This window comes from Bacillus sp. SM2101 (assembly GCF_018588585.1).
In the GTDB taxonomy this organism is placed as follows: domain Bacteria; phylum Bacillota; class Bacilli; order Bacillales; family SM2101; genus Nanhaiella; species Nanhaiella sioensis.
Genome location: NZ_JAEUFG010000045.1, coordinates 1 through 18,288, shown reverse-complemented (window position 1 = coordinate 18,288; position 18,288 = coordinate 1). Strand labels below are relative to the sequence as shown.

Sequence of the window (18,288 nt, the reverse complement as noted above, 5' to 3'; positions counted from 1 at the left end):
AAACTACCGAGCCTCTATTTCTCATATTTCCCTCCATGCTAAATATCTATTAACAGTTACATCATAATTTAATCAAACAAAACGCAATGATATTATATCATCGCGCCATATTGTTGAATAACATCTAATTAGTAAACACAACTCAAATTGAGTTTAATAAAATTCATCTTAGCAATAACTTTTTATACAAGCAATGTTGGAAATAAATATAACTTGTATGAAAAGAACTTTGGTTAATTAACAATGTGTAAAATCATGTATATTCGATAAAATTTTAATTCTAGAAAACACTGTTATATCAATGTTTACAAAAGTGTGATGGTTCTTATATTTACGATTATGTAAACTAGAATTGAATATGGTATACAACTTTATACAAAGGCACTCTTTGTTAAGAGTGCCTAACAATTTATTATGTGTATCTAATTATAGTCAGAACTGCTTTTATATATGATGGGCTATTAAATACAGTTACTGCCTCAACTGAAATTTCATCACCCGCTGTAAGACTTTGAAGTATAGTAGTTGATGCTACACGTTGATCTGTCGTATTACCAGCACCATCGCTTCGGTCAAACGTTTCAGATTTATCAAGGTTACCTAAAAAATTTGAATTCATCTCAAATATCAACCCATCCCCTGGGTCTAATCCTACATTTATAGCATATGACATTTGATAAACTCCTGTAGCAGGGACCATAATGGAAGTTCCTCCCCCTGTAACCTCAAAACCACCTTGACATGGTCCTTCGCTATCAAATAGGACAATATCACCGGAGGATGGAAATATCGTCATAGCATTGGGATTACGGAAAATTTCACAAAACCCTAACGCACTACCAGGCATCCCTGGAATTCCCATTGGTCCTTGTGGCCCTTGAGGTCCCTGTTTTCCCAGCGGTCCCTGTGGCCCTTGTGGAGGTGGTGGGACAACTCTACATTTACAATCTTTATCTTTCATTAGTTATCTTCACCTTCTATAATTGTTTTTACTTTATATGTATGGTTATTTGCTATAAAAGGTTGGACTAACATATATAATGTGACTAAAATGGACTGAAGTCTATGTTAATTTTGCATTTTCAAATAAGTTCCTATAGTTATCATTATGTCAACTAGTTTTGCATAACATATTCAACACTATGCACATTTTGGATATCTCACTTATTTGTAATCAAAAGCTTAAACCTCCACCTTCGTTCATATATTAAATTAACAATAAATGATGAAGTGGGTGGTTTATTATGGCTTTGGCTTATGTCGTAAATAGAAATTCTGGTGATGTGTCGGTGATTGATACGAAAACGCATAGTGTGATTGCTACTGTGCCGGTTGGAGTGAATTCACGTGATGTGTCCTTCACGCCTGATGGCAAATTGGCTTATGTCGTAAATAGTTCTTCAAATGATGTTTCTGTGATTGATACGAAAACGCATAGGGTGATTGCTACTGTGCCGGTTGGAGAGGATTCAATTGCTGTGTCCTTCATGCCTGATGGCAAATTGGCTTATGTCGTAAATCTTGGAACGGTATCGGTCATCGATGTGAAAACGCACAGGGTGATTGCTACGGTGCCGGTTGGAGAGTTTTCATTTGATGTGTCCTTCACGCCTGATGGCAAATTGGCTTATGTCGTAAATCTTGGAGATCCCCAAAGTACCGGAACGGTATCGGTCATCGATGTGAAAACGCATAGGGTGATTGCTACTATCCAAGTTGGTAATTTAGATTTCCCTGTTGGCATGGCGTTCACACCAGATGGAAAGTTGCTGTACGGTTGAATAAGAGCATCCATATCAACATACTCTTGCTGATTGTTAAACTCGTAACGTCCATAAAAGTTAACATGTTGCCATGCAACGGGAGAAATTTGTTTCATAACATCTGAATCCAATCCCTTTGTTTCTCTGTAAACCAACATATTAGATAAAATACTGGCATTGTAATAAATAATACAATTGGCTAATAATCGGCTGCATTCCCCCCAGATATGCTGATCATTTTCATTTTTAAAACGTAATTTCCCAAAATTAGCATAGGATATTGCTTTACGTAACTTATGATAGCTTTCTCCTCGATTTAACGCCTTTTGTACATTACGGCGTAAAGGGGCAGAATCAATATAATTCAAGAAATATAGACTTTTTATAATGTTATCGTATTCCCATAAAGCACGTTTGGTTTTGTTCTTTCGTGCATAAGCACTTAGTTTACCAATTATAATGTTCTGTGTTGTTGTTTTTACTGCAAGAGATAGTACAATACGCTGAATATTTTCCCATTCTTCTATGATGAGATTTGTATTAATCTTGCGGACTGGCTTAATTAATTTATCTCCATATTGACTTGGATGTTTGAATCCGTAAAGAGATTTGTTGACTTTATCATGAATATCCTTGTAACGTGGTGCAAACTGGTAACCAAAAGCGTGAAGAATCGCAAAATTCACTTCATTCGTTCCGTGTGTATCGGTAGAATGTATGTCAGGTTGGATATTAGTTGTGTTATTGTAAAGGATGTCGAATACATAATGACTTTCATGCTCATTGGCCCCAATGATTCGAGCATTGACAGGAATATGGTTAGCAACCATTGTATAGGAAACAAGCCCTTTGCCAAGACCAAAGTATTTAGGGGAATGACGAGAATTAATTGTATGGATTCGAGTCTCGACTTTCTGACCATCACTACTAGAATGAATAGCCTCACCAATGTCATAATGTTTAAAGATTGGTAGCTTAGATATAGCATTACTGATACAATCATTGGCTTCTTTTAAAGTCTCTAGACGAATAAAGTTATCCGATGTAGCAGCTAGTAACGAGTAGCTAATATCCGAAATTTCCCCCATTCTCCCTAACCCCATATTGGTTCCCCAAGCAATCAGGCAGGCAACAAGGATTTGATCATCTTTGTTCTGTTTGGCATAACGTCCTAAGATATGTTCAAACGAGTCAAGGAATCGACAGTGTTGATTAACAAAATACAAGACACTTCTAATGTCCATTTGCCTTAAAGTATCGTAAAATGAGTGATTAAAGGACTCTGTGTCTCGAGTATAAGGTAATGCCCAACGGGTATGTAAACCTCTTTTTTTGATTTGAAGATGTTCATTTTCCCCAGATGAAATGCTTTGGTTCACCTTATTAATTCGATTTTCTAGTTTTTGCTTAAGCTCCTCTAAATGGCTATGAATAGGTTGATTAAAAATCGTTAGACCCGTATCAGTCATCAACGCTTCTTTTTGTTGCCATTGGATATCATTGATGAGATCATCCTCAAAACTACGAAATCTGATACTATCACGGCAAAAAATATCCCCCGCTTCCAGACGATTACGTAGGAGACGATAGACTAAAAATTCATAGCGATCTACTAAGATTGTTTTTTGTTGATAAATGTAACGCTTCCAGCCATCTGATATGAAATGCTTTGGTAAGTGTTCAGAGCGATATTGACCCAACGATTTATTCTTAGTAAAAGCAGCCTTCATAAAATGAACGGCTTTAATCAAAGGATCCTTCGGTGAAGGAGCTACAAAATCAATTTGCAGAAATATGGGCCTTAAATATCGTTTGAATCGTCGTGCTATGTGATCAATATGTTCCCATTGGAACGCAGTTTCATCGTACTTTATATTAGTAGTAGCGATCTGATTTGCCATGGTTTCTAGTTTCTGACGTTCCAAAATAGAAAATGCACGATCTTGGATATCCTTGAAGGGAGTAGTAGCAGGAATATGATTATCCGTAAATATTTTGAGTAATTCTGCTGCTTTTTTCATGTTTTGATTACTCTCTGTATAGCAGTCATAAACGCGTTCTTTTGCTGCTAGTTTAGCTTCATCTATATAACCTCTTACACTATAGATGAAGCTGTTAATTAGATTGTCATTCATACGTTGGTAACGATGATATACAAAACATAACAAATAAACATAAACAATCCATTCATTAAATCTTTTGAGTTTGTAGACGGAGTAATAACTCACCAATGAAGCATAGTATTTGATACTTTCGTTAGAAATACATATCTTTGGTAATAATTCTAGAGCGCGGTAATACAAATGTTGTATTTGTTTACCACGATCCATTTCGCGTTTTATTTCAGTGGCACTAAAATCTTTCGGCTCGTGCTTCAATAGTGTAACTTCATACAACCCTGAGGAATCTTCCAGTAATCGATCTAAGGATTTGATATCTATCTGTTTAAGATGGTTTTGCATGGATGTTATTAACCGATTTTGCTCATCTGTGATTGCTTTTCCAATAATATCTTGCATAGAACTATAGCTTGGAACAATAATACGGTTTTCAGACAAATAATTCATAATTTCACGAAAGATATAAATAGGTTTCCCGTAAAACGTTGCTGCCTTACGAGCCTTTATCTCTATCCTTTGCCGTTCTTCAACATTGCAACTTCGATAATTAAATAGCTTAAGGATCAAGTGTTGCTGTTTAAATCGAGTGCCCCTACCAATTCCAATTGAACCTAGACCATCGATTTGATTGTTGTTTAAATGTTCCTTTAGAACATACTGTACATCCTCATCTACTTCATGAAAGTCAAATGAAAAAAATAAATGTTTAGCTCTAAAATAACCTAGTTGTAAGATGAAGTAGACCTTGGATTTTGCAGAACGTAATGTATCTAACAATTCCTTCTCTGGCTCAGAGAGGGAAAAATACTGAGATCGATCTTCGTAAGTGAAGGTCGGTCTATCGTAAATAGTGTTTATTTCATCCTCACTTAGAATTTTTAATCGTTTTTGGTTTATTGTATTTTTTTCGATATCCATATGTACCCTTTCCTGTGATAAGAATCATCCTCTACTTTCCTAAAAACCTTTCAAAAAGTATGCTATTTGAAAGAGTCTATTAATCATACTTTTTATATGTCATAATTATAACATAATGAAATTTGAAACGTGTCAATAATATTGTATAGGTTTTGAAATATACATATAATAGAATTACAGGTTTGATAGATATTATGAAACAAACCGTAAGTAAATTTCAGGAGGTAACTGGTAACTATGCGGAGATTTTTTTATGCTAGGGTTAGTAGCAAAGACCAAACTTTGGAAAGACAAATTTCTGCTGCTAAAGAGATAGGCATTTCTGAAGAATATATATTTATAGAAAAAGCGAGTGGAAAAGATTTTAAAAGACCAGAATATCAATTGATGAAGCGTATGTTTAGGGCAGGAGATATTTTATATATCAAGTCACTTGATAGACTAGGACGAAATAAACAAATGATATTAGATGAGTGGCAGGATTTAATAAAGGTAAAAAAAATAGAAATTGTTGTTCTAGAAATGCCTCTCCTTAATACCCTGAAATATAAGGATTTGAATGGTATTGAATCATTAATCTCTGACTTAATACTGCAATTATTAAGTTATATGGCAGAAGATGAACGTAAAAGAATAAAAGAAAGGCAAGAAGAAGGAATTCGAGTTGCTATGCAGAATGGGGTTAAATTCGGCAGGAAGAAAATTGAGATTAATGAAGAATTTAAATCGGTCTATTCTGAATGGAAACAAAATAAAATAACTGCCGTTGAAGCTATGAAAATAGTAGGTATGAAAAATAACACGTTTTACAGAAGAGTAAAAGAATACGAGTCGAATCTTTAACAGTTTGTAATGAGTAAATACTTGTAACAGCTTTTGTTAAATATAAGGGTTACTTTTTTCTTAATAAACCTTTTCGGGGGGGTGTGAAAAAAATACCCAATGTGGATTGACTTTATATATACGTCTATACAAACTACTACTTCTATGTTTTTGAATTTGTAAGTCACAATACTAATACTAATTTCTGTAACGGGCCGCTAAATAAAAAATTGTAATAATGATTTCACATTTATATTGAAAAAGCCGTTGGAAGGCTTATGGAAAGTTAATTTCCGAGAGACTATATTATTAATGAAAGGGTTTTTAATCTATACATCTTTTTGTATAAGTGTTATCGTATTATAACCAATTATAAAGTAAAGGGGTTGAAAATTTGAACGAAAAAAAAGTAACTTGGTTAGAACTTTTTTATGATTTAGTGTTCGTAGCAGCTATTGCGACAGCAACTCATGTATTACTTCATGTTGAAAATGGATATATTCATGCAGAATACATATTTAAGTTCATATTAATGATCATTCCAATTTGGTGGGCTTGGGTCGGCCAGACATTGTTTATTAATCGGTTCGGATATGATTTTTTACATCAACGGGTTTTTATGATTATACAAATGTTCTTTGCACTTATTATGATTTCTAGCTTATCTGTTGATTTTGACAAATATTATCTCTCCTTTTTTATTGGCTATATAGGACTAAGGGTATTGACAACTATGCAATACCTGGTTGTACAGCGCATTGAAAAAGGAGATAGAAAAAAAGTTGCACAATATTTAGGGAAATACTTTTGGGCCGGAATCATACTTTCAACCTTATCGATCTTTTTTGAATCCTGGGTCAGATATGCAATTTTTTATGCTGGAATAATTGTCGATATCATTGTGCCTTTATTAGGTAGAAAGTACTTGATTAAATCACCTACTAATATAGCACATTTACTAGAACGTTTTGGATTGTTCACCATTATTCTTTTCGGTGAATCAATCGTCAGTACACTAGCAGTATTACGCCCACAAGAGGGAGACTGGAATTCGATAGCGTTTTCAACCATTTCTTTCATTACCATAATAGCAATGTGGTGGCAATATTTCGATAATATGGACAAAAAAGTTGATAAGTCGATACAAACAGCAGGTCAGTCAATTATTTATGGGCATTTGATTATTTATACGTCGTTAAGTCTGATTGCCGCATCCATCCAATTAATGTTCTTACATGAAGTAAAGTACCTTTTTATGTTAGTTTTTGTATTTATTTCAGTATTACTCTATTTCTTTGCAACAACTTTAGTGTTCCATCTATATAGGTTTAAGCATAATCGATTGAAGGTTTATCATTTAGGACTCTTTTTAGGAATACTATCATTCTTTTTTATCATTGATTTGATATTTATTATACCAAATGTTGTAATCATGGCAGAGCTTGCCTTGTTCTTTATCATTTACACGAAACTCACGACAACATGAATACCTTTAGATGTAACGTTTCGCTTCATAATCAATTGATATAAGATAGGGACATACAATTAGCTTACATGTATTGGGAAATGTAGGAAGCATTCGAGACTGTAGAATGGGAGGGAATTGAAGGTAAATCTAATGATGAACTCCTTAATTATTTATGTACGGGTGTACACTAGCTTTATTGCTGTTCAAACATTAAAATAAGGAGCACATAAGTCTAGTAACTGAATAAAATAAGCTATATCAAAATTGACAAATAAGAAAAACAGCCCAACATAACAATGTAGGACTGTTTTTTGTTTTAACATTAATAAATCCACAAATTTAAATCAGTATAAAGGGAGCCTAATGTTCTTCTGATAATCTAGAAGTCCTTTACTCTCGACCTCCACCACCGCAACCCATTAGTCCAATTGAATTTCCAATTGAATTTGTACACTCATCAGGTGAAATAGCAGCACTAGCACTGAATCCAGCCCCTAGTAAAAAACTAAATAGGATAGCTACAGACACAAGTTTTTTGGTTGTTTTCATATTGTTCCCCCCTTTTTGAATAAGGTTAAATCAATTACTTACTTATTTGTTTTTTTACCTTCTCCATACGCGGTTCCATAGCTCTCAATTAGCAGACCATAATTTGGAACTAGTTCTGCATAAAGGGAAGCAAACTCTTCCGCATCTGATCGATTCCAAGTTCTTTGGACTTCAGAGACTACAGACATAGTATCTACTGGAACAGCGCCAGCTTGAACCATACGAGCCAATGTGATGTCCTTTGACATATTACTTGTTGTACCAGATGCATCTATAATATCATACACTGCATAACCCTCAGCTAATGCGCTTAATGTTGGAAACGCCATACAAACACTAGTCCATGTCCCAGCAATTATAAGTGTTTTCCTTCCAGTTTCCTCTACAGTTTTCACAAAATTAGGGTTATCCCAAGAATTTATTTCTCCGTTTCGTGGTACATAGGTTGCATTAGGAATATTGCTAACCTCAGGAATAAGAGGGCCATTAGGTCCTTCTGGAACTGAAGCTGTTGTGATTACTGGTATATCCGCAATCTGTGCTAACTTGGTAAGAGCTAAGACATTTCTTCTGAGTGTTGGAACATCAATATCCTTGACTGTTTGGAATAGTCCACTTTGATGGTCAATAAGAAGTAAAACAGCATCATTTGGATCAATAAAGGTTGATTTCTGGTTACTCATACTCATTCTCCTCCTTAAAATACTTTAGTTTTGTTTAACAATCTGGTCTTATCGTTTAATAGACGAACTTTTTATTAAACGTCGTATTGTAAAAGATATTATTCTCCAAAATCTTAAACTTTAAGGTTCACTTCAAGGAATGAACATAAACTTAAAAGTTATTATCTCGAATAACAATATCTTTAATACGAGATAATTATATAATTGTATTCATCTATTGTCAACCATTATTTACCTTTTATTTATTTTTATGGAAAAAACTCATTACCAATCACAAGGATGTTCAGTTCTCCTACACAATAACTGGAAGCTTCGAAACAATCTAAATTGAAAGGAGTTACTAATAGTATGTGTTCAAAAAGCATGGAGAAGAACAAGGCAGCGTAGCTTTGAGCACCGGTATGTACATTTTTAGGGTCTGAGGACAGAAAAGCGAGCCAATATAGTTATTCGAGAGTCACTTTTCTCCGACTTTTGAACATCCTCCAATAGACTTATCAATATAAGAAAAATAATCATTATACGGGATACACCTATTTTTTATATCCATAACCACCACTTATTATTTTCCATAAAATATCTTATTAGAGATTTTGATAAGAAAATAAGACTAAAGTTATTTTTTTTCTTTATTGTAAGGTTATTACATAATGTTCACTTTTAATTTACAATGCTAGCTTTTGGAGTAATAAAAATCATGAAAGGAAATAGTTCTATAGCTGTTTAATAGGTAAGCGTCAAATAGTTCTCACCTATGAATTATTATCATTCCTATAAAATAATCTCTTTAAAACAATAGTTGAGGAGGTTTTTTTGTATCTCGAACACAAAACCCTGAATTACAAAAGTAATGGGAAGCTAGAATTACCAATTATAGAGAAAGTGGATGGACTCAATCGAGATGGTGCGATGCAAAACAAGTTTCATTTCATCAGTTTAAGTATTAGTTAAAGAAAATTGAAAGCAAGCCTATCCCTTCCCCATTTCCTACTATGGAGTGGCTTTCAGTGTCTATGGGTAACGACTCTCCTATTGGCATGTAGAGTGTTTAATAAGAACAATTAAATTATAAATGATATCCTCACCTTTAGTAAGGTGGGGGATTATTTGACGTTTACTTAGGTGTAACTATCAATTTTCTCATAATGCTATAAAATAAATCCTCTTTCTGCTCAATCATTAATCCTGCCTTATTTATATTATCCAATGTTTTTCGGTTAATATTTGCTCCCCCCATATTAACCATAATAGGATTTAATATATCCATCATCTTACCTACTACTTCATTCTCACTTCTCATATGTTCCAACATAATAATTTTTCCATCCGATTTACAGACTCTGCCCATTTCTTTTAGTCCTTTTACAGGGTCAGGTATAGAGCAATAAACACAAGTAGCTACGACATAATCAAAGGTATTGTCAGGAAAGTCCATCTGTTGCGCATCCATTTCAATAAGATTTATTTGATAGGATAGAGTATGAGTATTTACCTTTTTCCTTGCATGCTTCAGCATACCTGAACTAAAATCTATGCCTGTCAAATGAATATCGTTAGGATAAAATGGAAAATTCAAACCAGTACCAATACCTACTTCTAGAACATTTCCTTTTACATTTTTGAGTAGATCCTTCCTCCAACTCTCCTTAATCATCTTATTCATGGAGTCGTATATCCCTGACACTCGATTAAAACGCTTCCTAATCGTTTCGGTTAATTTCTTATCCATATCAAATCTCTCCTTGGAGTAACCATCTATTATCTCAAAGTGAATAATTTATACCCTCCAAAATATGATTCCAATACTTCAAATATTACTTTTTCATCATCTAATACGAGTATTTTAGTCTTATTGACACTTACTTCAAAAGTAATTTAACAAATAGAAAATCTCCTTGGATTATCTCAGTTATTTAGATGGGAGAAGGAACGAAAGTTATATGTCAGTAGAACCATTTTCAGAAGATAATTTACTCGAATATACACTGAAAAACACTCCAGCGTATTTCAATATTAATAATGACCTTTTTGTCGGTATCCACAAGTAAAAGTTGACTCACAACCAATAAATTAATCAAAAAGGGCGTATATAGATGTCCATTTTTAGTGTAGTTGATCTTTGGTGCCGTTCTTGAAGAAAAGAGTCTGTTTCCTTTAATTACGTATTATCTCCTTAACGTTTCTTAAGGTTTAAAGCGTTTCCGCTGTTTGGTAGGTTTGGTCTAATTATATGGAGAAAAGGCGCTGGTCATTATAAGGATATTTTTCAATAATCAATCTCCTACAAAAGTTGTAGAGTACTTCAGTATAATAGCTGATGTAGTAAGAAGGTATATCAATTAAAATGACATCATAAGAGTTGTAAATCGGAAGCAATCATGAGTTAGACGAAAGCTCTAGTTATGTTATCAGGGGTTACCTTTCCGTAATAGACGGTCTCAGCTTTCAATTTGTAAAGAGTGTTGTCGGTGTTGGTTCACCCTTAAATATATTCCCTATCGTTTTACGATCACCCTTTTATCATGCGATTTCTCATTCTGGTTATAAGGTTCAGTACTGAAAGTACCCAGTTGTTCCACTGATTTTATTTTCCGCTTTTAAACAATATTAGTCTTGTGGGTGTTGGTAGGGTTTTTATGGATTGGTTGGAACCGTACTCGTTATATTGGGAATCATTGGTGAATTTCAAAAACGAAAGTTACTGAGATATAACAAAGAGATCAAAGGGGAGAGAGTATATGGATATTACAGAATACCTAGAAAGGATTAAGGTAGATTCCCTTTCAGGTGATCAAATGAAGGATTTACAACTTCTGATCAAACAGAATATATATAATATTCCATTTGAAAATTTAGACGTCATTCGTAGGATACCCATCAAGCTAGATCTTGAGCAAATATACCGTAAAGTTGTAATAAATCGACGGGGAGGTTTTTGTTATGAATTGAATGGCCTATTCCATTGGTTGCTTACAAGACTTGGGTATGAAGTGAAGAGGATTTCAGCGACGGTAGCTAAAAACAAGAATGAATGGTATTTACAGAACACTCATTTAAGCAACATTGTTACAATAAATGAGAGAGAGTATTTAGTTGATGTGGGTTTTGGAGACTTTAGCCATTCACCTATTCCTTTAGACGGGGAAGAGGTCGAAGATATAGGTGGAACCTATAGAATTGAACGTGTTAATGAGTTATTTTATGATTTGCAAAAGATAGATTCTGACGACTGGCTGACGAAATTCCGATTCAACACGGAAGCCCGTGAGTATTTATTCTTTGAAGAAGCATGCCAATTGAATCAAAGTCCAGCGTCACATTATACCAAAAAAATAATCGTCACAAAAGGAAATGCGACAGGAAGAATAACACTTACCGATCATGAAGTCATTACAACAATAAATGGTCAAAAAACAAAACGAGAATATCTTCTTGAGGAACGTAACGTTATTTTGCAGGAATTGTTTGGAATCAATTTGTTGAATGCTTAAAATGAGATTGAAGAGATGAGTTGTTCTGTGAAGAACAAGAATTGATACTTCTTTAAATTTAAAACGGGCGATTTGGTATTAAAGTATTCTTGATGTTGTAAATTCTAATTTTTCAGTCTTTACAATATTCCTATAATTATTCATGATCGTTCATTTAAAAAAGATGGCTCATTATTGTTCCCTAACATTTGTTTTTCGGAAAATCTCTTAATTCACCTTTTCGAGGGGGATGGGCAAAGGCACCCTTTAACAGTTTATACTTGTAGCAACTTTTATTAAAAATAAGGGTTGCTGCTTTCTAATGGACTATTTCGGGGGATGAGCAAAAACATCCATAATCAAATCTTGTCTACAGCATTATTACCCACTCTTCTTCAAGTAACCTAAATAGTTTTATGCTTTCTTAAGAGCTTTATCAATATTTTTCAGACCCAAGTCTTATCAAACCATTTTTCATAGATACCAGCTTTTGAAGCCCCGTATTGTATTTTCCCTCTCCAAGCGGGAACCAACTATTATTAAAATAAAGAATCTATTCATATACAACACCTTATTTTAGAGTTCCCTAACTTAGTGATCCTAAATTTTTCATTGCACTTTTTTAGTCACTTCTTATTAACTGATTAATTACATATACCAAATTAGTTCATTTTTCATCTTTTTTCCCTTTTTTCTTTCTTTCTGTACAACTTCCCATAAATCATTTTTTCTAATCACTTCATAAATTATATTTGTTCCATCAGATATTTTAAATATAATGAATGCTTTATTACCTGTTACAAAAGTGACTGGATCTATGACATTTTTATATGGTGGTTCTATATTAGGGTTTAATATGTTTACTTTTATATTTTTAACAATGTCTAAAAGGGATTGATATTCTTTTTGTTTTTCTGTCATATATTGCAATTGTTTATAGTTATATTTCGAAAAGGATTTCAAATTTAAATTGAATGTTGTCTGAATATCAGACAAAACTTCCTTGTAAAAATAATTCACTTTTTTTTCTTCTTTATCCCCCTTATGAATAAAGTTAATAGTTTTTACACTAGATGGATTTATTTCAAAAGTTATGGTTTCCTCACCAAAGGGTGAATTATGTGCATGCTCAAATGTTTTGACTTGAACGGTAACTTTAAAAGAATAACTCCCTTCACTTTCTCTAGTTAAGTTTATAATTTCAACATCGTACAGGCCGTATAATTTATAATAACCGTAATGTTTAGCAACTTCCTCTGAAATATATGGATTGAGCATAGTGATTAATGTATCAGATAATAGTTTGTTATCTAATTCATTTTGACTTGATTTAATCACATTAGGTTGAACATTAAATAGCAATAAACTAATAAACAGGATTAATAAAGTTTTGTTCATATTCTAACCTACCTATTGTTTACTTTAGTATTTTATTTTTCTCATAATTTCATAAAAGATTTATTCGAATATTAGTTGTGTGAAATTGAGGGTATTTTACAATAAAAGAACACAGTATTCTATGAACGGACCAAAACAAAACTATGTTTTTTCAATTCAAGTGCCAGGTTCTTAAAGACTTGAAATAAGACAAATTGTGCAACATCCTCAACCGATCAAAGGTTGAGGATGTTGACTCGCATTTAATTAACTATAGCATCCATTAGTTTAAGTGAAATTTTTACATTATATTTTCTTCATGGATATACTTGAAATTGCTATCGTTCCTAATGCAGAATTGTCATTCCTTCCCACGAATAATCTGGTATAGTTGCAATCCATAGTGTACCTTTCATGATATCCACATCCCAAAAAATAAAATCTCTCGCATCAGACATTTTTTTAGGTGTTTTTTCAACTTTCGTGTTAATGGAATAAATAGCTTCACCTCTCTGTGTGATTCCGAATAACTTCACTCCTTTTTTTATAAGTTTAACTACCCTTTCATCAACATGAACTTTTCTCCAATTTTCTTCTCGAAGATTTAGGATCCAAATTCCACTTTGTGTGGTAATAAATATCTTATTGTTAACCACTTTCATATCATATGGTACATCGTCACTATTTGGCATGGTTATCTCGTTCCAACCATCATTTGTCTTTTTTAAAATTTTCCTTTCTTCTGTGAATCCTATCAAATCACCATTATCCGAGATTTGAACTACATATAATGGTTTAGGAACTATAGCTTGTTCCCAACTTTGCCCTTGATCGGTTGTATAGTAAATATCCCCATTCGAAATCACAACTATATTGTTGTTGATTGAATAATCGATGTTCTGGATCATGTCGGCTAAAGATAGAATTTTCGTTCCTTTACTTTTTGATGTAATACCTGACCTTAATTCTTTTTCAGTTGCAGTATACAATTGACCATCCATATCAAACCACGCGTGTGTTACATAACTATTAGCTTGTAGTTCTGTCCATGTTTCTCCATTATTATGGCTCAATTCAATAAAGGGTTTGTTGGTTGTACTAAATTGTGTTGGCTTTTCGTCTCCCCATACAACTATAGATTTGTTTCCTGCGACAACCCCCGTAATCGCCATCCCTTTTCTTGTTACGTTTTCGATACCATTACGTTTGGATATCAACCCTCCACCGTATGGTAATTTATGAATGGCACTGACTACATCTCCATTTCGGGCATTAAATGCAATTCGAGTAAAACGGTTATCTTTATCATTTCCAAATACTGTTATAATGGGCATCCCATCAATACTATCAAGTATAAAATGATATCCTGTTGCCCAATCTTTTCCTTGTTTTAGTGCGTATTTATCCTTTGCTAGCTTGAGAACATCTGAGCTATCTAACATAATCTCATCGTAAGGTATTGTTGGTTCCTGACTAGATTGCTTAATCGGTTCAAACACAGTAATCTTCTTTTTTGAGATACCAATTAGTAAATGTTCATCTGTACCTGGCACCATAAAGTTTACAAACCAATTAAAACGTTTCCCTGTTTCTCCTCTTGAACCTCCCATCGTTTCATCCACACTGTTTACTTTTGTAAATGTTGCGTTTACATTCCATTCTTTTGCTCTCTTGAATCCAATGTTAATCGCTTCTTTTAGAGTAATTTCACCACTTGAAGCGATTGCTTCTCGACCTATTAAATTTACAAAAACTAAAAAAACAACTAACAAACAAGAGATTTTTTTAAAGAAATTCAAAATTATCACCATTTCATAACTAAATAGCCACATTAATCCTATTTGATTAATATGGCTATTTAGGGTGGAGAAAATACTTCTTTTATCAGGGAATCCTTTTCTATAGCTCTATAACCCTTATTCCACAATTTGTTCCTAAAATATCTTTATTTCTAATATGCGCCATATTGTGGAAGATTGATATAGTTGATAAACACCTGAAATTCAGAAGGGAACTTCGATAAAAGTACCCTTCTGCTAAATAGATTCAGCTTTTCTTTTCCTGAAAATCCCAATAAGAAGAATAACAAGTCCGATCAAAAATAGAAGTGGAAACATTACCATAAGTAGCGCTACCCCAGCAAAACCATCTCCTACTCTTATCGCAAACAGAATGGAAACAACCCACGATAATAAAGGTGCTATCAATACAATTGTAGTTATTCCCCAAATGATATATTTCTTTTTCTTCGATTTTCTATGACTTAACTTATAAGCTACTATTAGTGTAAATGTTAAAATAATTAGTGCAATTGCTATTGGATTTTCCATTCTACACCCTTCCTAAATAAATATAGTTCATACATATCCTCCCAGTATTTCCTACTAACTTTATTCTATATGATATTTCGGTTTTAGGCTATTTCCTTCTAGCTATAAAAGAAGGTGTCTACTAAACATATTGTCCATTGTGGTTACTAATAGTTCTTGGTTTAAACAATATTACCCAAAACATAAAGAAAGACGCTTTTCAGTATAGTTTCTGAAAAGCGCCATATTGTTGAATAACTTTATCACCTTAACTATTAGTAATCAAATCTTCGTACCCTTCATAATAAGGCCAAAAATAGTGTGACCTACCATTAGTTTGTTTTAGAGCATCTATAACTTTGTCAACAGGAAGTAATCTTGAGTATGCAAGATTGTGAGGGTTTTTGACTTTTTCAAAAAATATTTGAAATGATTCTTTCCTTTTGTAGTTAAACACCTTTTTTTCTGAACTCTTCTTTAATTTTTTTATGACATTCCTTAAACTCTATCCAATATTCATCTTCTATAATAATCTCTCTTCTTCTTTTAGCTTCTTCAACAAATCTCTTCCGAAACGAATCTAAATTCTTATAGGGTTCTCCTGTTCTTTGCTGACCGACCCAATCTCTCCAAAATTCTATATCTTCTCCATTATATCCCTTGCAATATTCACAAATATAATAATACTCGTCATCTTCAAGAATTTTTGCAATCACCTCATTGGGTAATGGCTCTATCTCAGCCCAAATAAATCTGTGCAAGCAATCATCACACAAGATAGCATCATCGTCAAAAAGACTTTGGAATTCTTTTTCAAATTTTTCATCCATAGATATCACATCTCATTTCTAATTCCTCTATTATAAAAATACTATTGCATTTATATTTTATAATTTTTGTGTTTATCATGATTTGTTAGATTTTAGTGCCTTATTTCAAAAAAACTCACCTGGTTAAGAAACAAGATGTAGTTAAATTTAATGGACCAGTTACTTCAATACATCTTCCACTTTAGGCACCTATTTTAACTGTCGGTTCTGCTCCTATAAAAACCAATGTAATACTTAACTCTTTTTAATTTATCCATTCTCATTAACTTAAAAGGTTCCAAATCTACCTAATTGTTTCTATTTTTAAGTATTCTCCTCTTAAGGTCAATATTATTTGTGGCTATAAAAATATTGAGTTTAAATAGTCCTTGAATATATAACCTAGATTATTATATCATTGGTAAACATACAAGATTTTCAACATATTTAAGGAAGTGTATTAATGATTATAGAAGTAGATTATTTTCAACACAAAGATTATATTCTCGTTCCTGTTCACGTAGGAGAAAATATTGATAAAATACAGGTTCAATTTAATGCTTGGATATATGATAAAAATAATGACCATAAATATTGGATATATCGTAATGGAATAAAGAATGGTCTGCTGGTAAATACAGAAGGGCTTGTATATTGGCTAAACAACCATTATTTAAATAATACACAGGAAACTGTCGTAAAAGTAGAAAGTACCCCAGATATTATTAGTAAAGCAGAAAAAAGAATATGGTTCTAAAAGTACATTTGTGAGCTGTGACAGCTCTTTTTTTATTTTGCTTGTAACAACTTCCATTGTGGTTATCCCGATTTGAACAAGATTTCTCAATACATAAAAAAAGACGCTTTTCAGAATTATTTCTGAAAAGCGCCATATTGTTTAATAAGAAAGTTTGATATTGATAGACAAAGCGAGCCACAGCTCGCTAGTGTCTATTGTTTTACTTCCTCATATGAGGTAATTGGGAAGATTTCCTCAAATACCCAATCAGGAGTGTTCCATGAAACTGTATCTGTTTTTCTTGGGAAATACACTTGAACATCCAGATCTCTAACATACCACTTATTTAACTCTATCCCTTCTGGTAGATTCGTTCCTGAAGTATATCGAATGTACTGTGTACCTCTTACTCTTTTGCCAGTTTGACGTCCCTCCTGCACGCTATGGTACATTGTGATATCAGTAACAAATATATTCTCTGAGATTACTTTGTTATTTTTGGTTTCCTCAACAAATTCGCTAAACAATTGAGGCAATTCATCCCTTGAAAAGAATACCCCATTGTAAGTTACGTCATCCCTATAATAATAACGAATATCTTTTATCCAAGTGTCACCAATTGTTGTGTAATCACGATTAAAATATTTGCCCATATACCCTATAGCAGTGGCTAGTTGTTCCTTCAAAATATATTCTGTTTCATCTTGATACTTGTTAGGATATCGTTCCCAATGATTGACTTCAGCTAAAGAATCAAAAAGCTCATGATCAACATAGTAATCACTCAATCTCGCCAAGTCTGCTTCTTTATCAATCCAAGACTCTAACTCTTCTTTAGAATAATCATGGATTGATTTTTCTCCTTTAAAAGTTTCTAACAAATTATCTAAATCTGGTGATTTATCTTTAGCACCTAGATAACGAGTTAGCATGACTGACGCTTGAGCTCTTGTTGCTAGACCATCAGCGTCAAAAGTTCCATCCGAACGTCCACTTACTATACCAGAAACATTCGCTAATGCTACGTATGGTTGATCAGCTTGGTTTAACTCTCTTTGGTCAGTAAAGGGTAGGTTAATAAAGTCCAGTTGTTCAAGTCCAGTTAATACTTCTTTCCATTGTGAACTTTCCTTTGCTAACCCTCTTGCAATCATTTTACTCATTTCTAATCTAGTGATTTCTAAGTTAGGATTGTATCCATCAGGATATTCACTTGGTACAATCACACCCTCTTCTACTAATCCATTAATATAAACTTCAG

15 protein-coding genes and 1 pseudogene are annotated in these 18,288 nt (G+C 33.2%); 6 read left to right on the top strand and 10 right to left on the bottom strand.

Translation table 11 applies throughout. The annotated features are described in order from the left end of the window. Nucleotides 1-412 precede the first annotated feature (412 nt). Nucleotides 413-961, bottom strand: coding sequence for a hypothetical protein (locus JM172_RS23030; protein WP_214484725.1), 549 nt, complete (start codon nt 959-961; stop codon nt 413-415). Nucleotides 962-1,244: 283 nt separating this feature from the next. Here JM172_RS23030 and JM172_RS23025 point away from each other — a divergent pair, with 283 nt between their 5' ends. Further along, nucleotides 1,245-1,781, top strand: coding sequence for a YncE family protein (locus tag JM172_RS23025; RefSeq protein WP_214484726.1), 537 nt, complete (start codon nt 1,245-1,247; stop codon nt 1,779-1,781). Here JM172_RS23025 and JM172_RS23020 read toward each other — a convergent pair. Further along, nucleotides 1,778-4,801 (bottom strand): annotated as a pseudogene (locus JM172_RS23020) (Tn3 family transposase); the annotation flags it as partial. The gene JM172_RS23025 and the pseudogene JM172_RS23020 overlap by 4 nt on opposite strands. Before the next feature lie 237 nt (nt 4,802-5,038). Between JM172_RS23020 and JM172_RS23015 the strand changes: the two are divergent. Together JM172_RS23015 and JM172_RS23010 are read left to right on the top strand one after the other, a co-directional pair. After that, the gene (locus tag JM172_RS23015; RefSeq protein ID WP_214484724.1) at nt 5,039-5,644 is read left to right on the top strand and encodes a recombinase family protein; all 606 of its coding nucleotides are present in this window, start codon (nt 5,039-5,041) and stop codon (nt 5,642-5,644) included. A 373-nt stretch (nt 5,645-6,017) separates the two neighbouring features. Next, complete coding sequence (locus JM172_RS23010; protein WP_214484723.1) at nt 6,018-7,109, top strand: low temperature requirement protein A; 1,092 nt, start codon at nt 6,018-6,020, stop codon at nt 7,107-7,109. A gap of 372 nt (nt 7,110-7,481) precedes the next feature. On the opposite strand, the gene JM172_RS23005 is transcribed toward JM172_RS23010, so the two are convergent. Both JM172_RS23005 and JM172_RS23000 read right to left on the bottom strand, forming a co-directional pair. Further along, nucleotides 7,482-7,640 carry a hypothetical protein gene (locus JM172_RS23005; RefSeq protein WP_214484722.1) on the bottom strand — a complete coding sequence of 53 codons (159 nt, stop codon included), beginning with the start codon at nt 7,638-7,640 and terminating at the stop codon, nt 7,482-7,484. A 38-nt stretch (nt 7,641-7,678) separates the two neighbouring features. Then, nucleotides 7,679-8,323, bottom strand: a complete 645-nt coding sequence (locus tag JM172_RS23000) for a hydrolase (RefSeq protein ID WP_214484721.1) — start codon at nt 8,321-8,323, stop codon at nt 7,679-7,681. 863 nt (nt 8,324-9,186) lie between these two features. Here JM172_RS23000 and JM172_RS25740 point away from each other — a divergent pair. Further along, nucleotides 9,187-9,270, top strand: a complete 84-nt coding sequence (locus tag JM172_RS25740) for a hypothetical protein (RefSeq protein ID WP_483297276.1) — start codon at nt 9,187-9,189, stop codon at nt 9,268-9,270. Nucleotides 9,271-9,437: 167 nt separating this feature from the next. Here JM172_RS25740 and JM172_RS22995 read toward each other — a convergent pair whose 3' ends face one another. Next, complete coding sequence (locus tag JM172_RS22995; protein ID WP_214484720.1) at nt 9,438-10,052, bottom strand: class I SAM-dependent methyltransferase; 615 nt, start codon at nt 10,050-10,052, stop codon at nt 9,438-9,440. Between the two features lie 1,009 nt (nt 10,053-11,061). Between JM172_RS22995 and JM172_RS22990 the strand changes: the two genes are divergently transcribed. Next, entirely contained in the window at nt 11,062-11,814 is a 753-nt protein-coding gene (locus tag JM172_RS22990) for an arylamine N-acetyltransferase family protein (RefSeq protein WP_214484719.1), read from the top strand. A gap of 627 nt (nt 11,815-12,441) precedes the next feature. Here JM172_RS22990 and JM172_RS22985 read toward each other — a convergent pair. From JM172_RS22985 to JM172_RS22970, 4 genes are all read right to left on the bottom strand, one after another. Next, nucleotides 12,442-13,191: a DUF3888 domain-containing protein gene (locus JM172_RS22985; RefSeq protein WP_214484718.1), complete on the bottom strand. Its 750-nt coding sequence runs from the start codon at nt 13,189-13,191 to the stop codon at nt 12,442-12,444. A 326-nt stretch (nt 13,192-13,517) separates the two neighbouring features. Continuing rightward, nucleotides 13,518-14,942, bottom strand: a complete 1,425-nt coding sequence (locus JM172_RS22980) for a WD40/YVTN/BNR-like repeat-containing protein (protein WP_214484717.1) — start codon at nt 14,940-14,942, stop codon at nt 13,518-13,520. A 264-nt stretch (nt 14,943-15,206) separates the two neighbouring features. After that, entirely contained in the window at nt 15,207-15,500 is a 294-nt protein-coding gene (locus JM172_RS22975; RefSeq protein WP_214484716.1) for a hypothetical protein, read from the bottom strand. Nucleotides 15,501-15,928: 428 nt separating this feature from the next. Continuing rightward, nucleotides 15,929-16,309: a hypothetical protein gene (locus JM172_RS22970; protein WP_214484715.1), complete on the bottom strand. Its 381-nt coding sequence runs from the start codon at nt 16,307-16,309 to the stop codon at nt 15,929-15,931. Between the two features lie 442 nt (nt 16,310-16,751). Here JM172_RS22970 and JM172_RS22965 point away from each other — a divergent pair, with 442 nt between their 5' ends. Further along, on the top strand, nt 16,752-17,045 hold the full coding sequence (locus JM172_RS22965; RefSeq protein WP_214484714.1) for a hypothetical protein: 294 nt from the start codon (nt 16,752-16,754) through the stop codon (nt 17,043-17,045). 194 nt (nt 17,046-17,239) lie between these two features. Here the strand turns inward: JM172_RS22965 and JM172_RS22960 are convergent. Then, nucleotides 17,240-18,288, bottom strand: a 1,049-nt coding sequence (locus JM172_RS22960; protein ID WP_214484713.1) for an S-layer homology domain-containing protein, incomplete at its 5' end; no start/stop codon positions are given.

Excerpts from the sequence above, each read along its gene's own strand:
- JM172_RS23025 (WP_214484726.1), top strand. The coding sequence starts at position 1,245 with ATGGCTTTGGCTTATGTCGTAAATAGAAATTCTGGTGATGTGTCGGTG.
- JM172_RS23030 (WP_214484725.1), bottom strand. The coding sequence starts at position 961 with ATGAAAGATAAAGATTGTAAATGTAGAGTTGTCCCACCACCTCCACAA.
- JM172_RS22970 (WP_214484715.1), bottom strand. The coding sequence starts at position 16,309 with ATGGATGAAAAATTTGAAAAAGAATTCCAAAGTCTTTTTGACGATGAT.
- JM172_RS23005 (WP_214484722.1), bottom strand. The coding sequence starts at position 7,640 with ATGAAAACAACCAAAAAACTTGTGTCTGTAGCTATCCTATTTAGTTTT.
- JM172_RS23000 (WP_214484721.1), bottom strand. The coding sequence starts at position 8,323 with ATGAGTAACCAGAAATCAACCTTTATTGATCCAAATGATGCTGTTTTA.
- JM172_RS23015 (WP_214484724.1), top strand. The coding sequence starts at position 5,039 with ATGCGGAGATTTTTTTATGCTAGGGTTAGTAGCAAAGACCAAACTTTG.
- JM172_RS22965 (WP_214484714.1), top strand. The coding sequence starts at position 16,752 with ATGATTATAGAAGTAGATTATTTTCAACACAAAGATTATATTCTCGTT.
- JM172_RS22990 (WP_214484719.1), top strand. The coding sequence starts at position 11,062 with ATGGATATTACAGAATACCTAGAAAGGATTAAGGTAGATTCCCTTTCA.
- JM172_RS22985 (WP_214484718.1), bottom strand. The coding sequence starts at position 13,191 with ATGAACAAAACTTTATTAATCCTGTTTATTAGTTTATTGCTATTTAAT.
- JM172_RS22995 (WP_214484720.1), bottom strand. The coding sequence starts at position 10,052 with ATGGATAAGAAATTAACCGAAACGATTAGGAAGCGTTTTAATCGAGTG.
- JM172_RS22975 (WP_214484716.1), bottom strand. The coding sequence starts at position 15,500 with ATGGAAAATCCAATAGCAATTGCACTAATTATTTTAACATTTACACTA.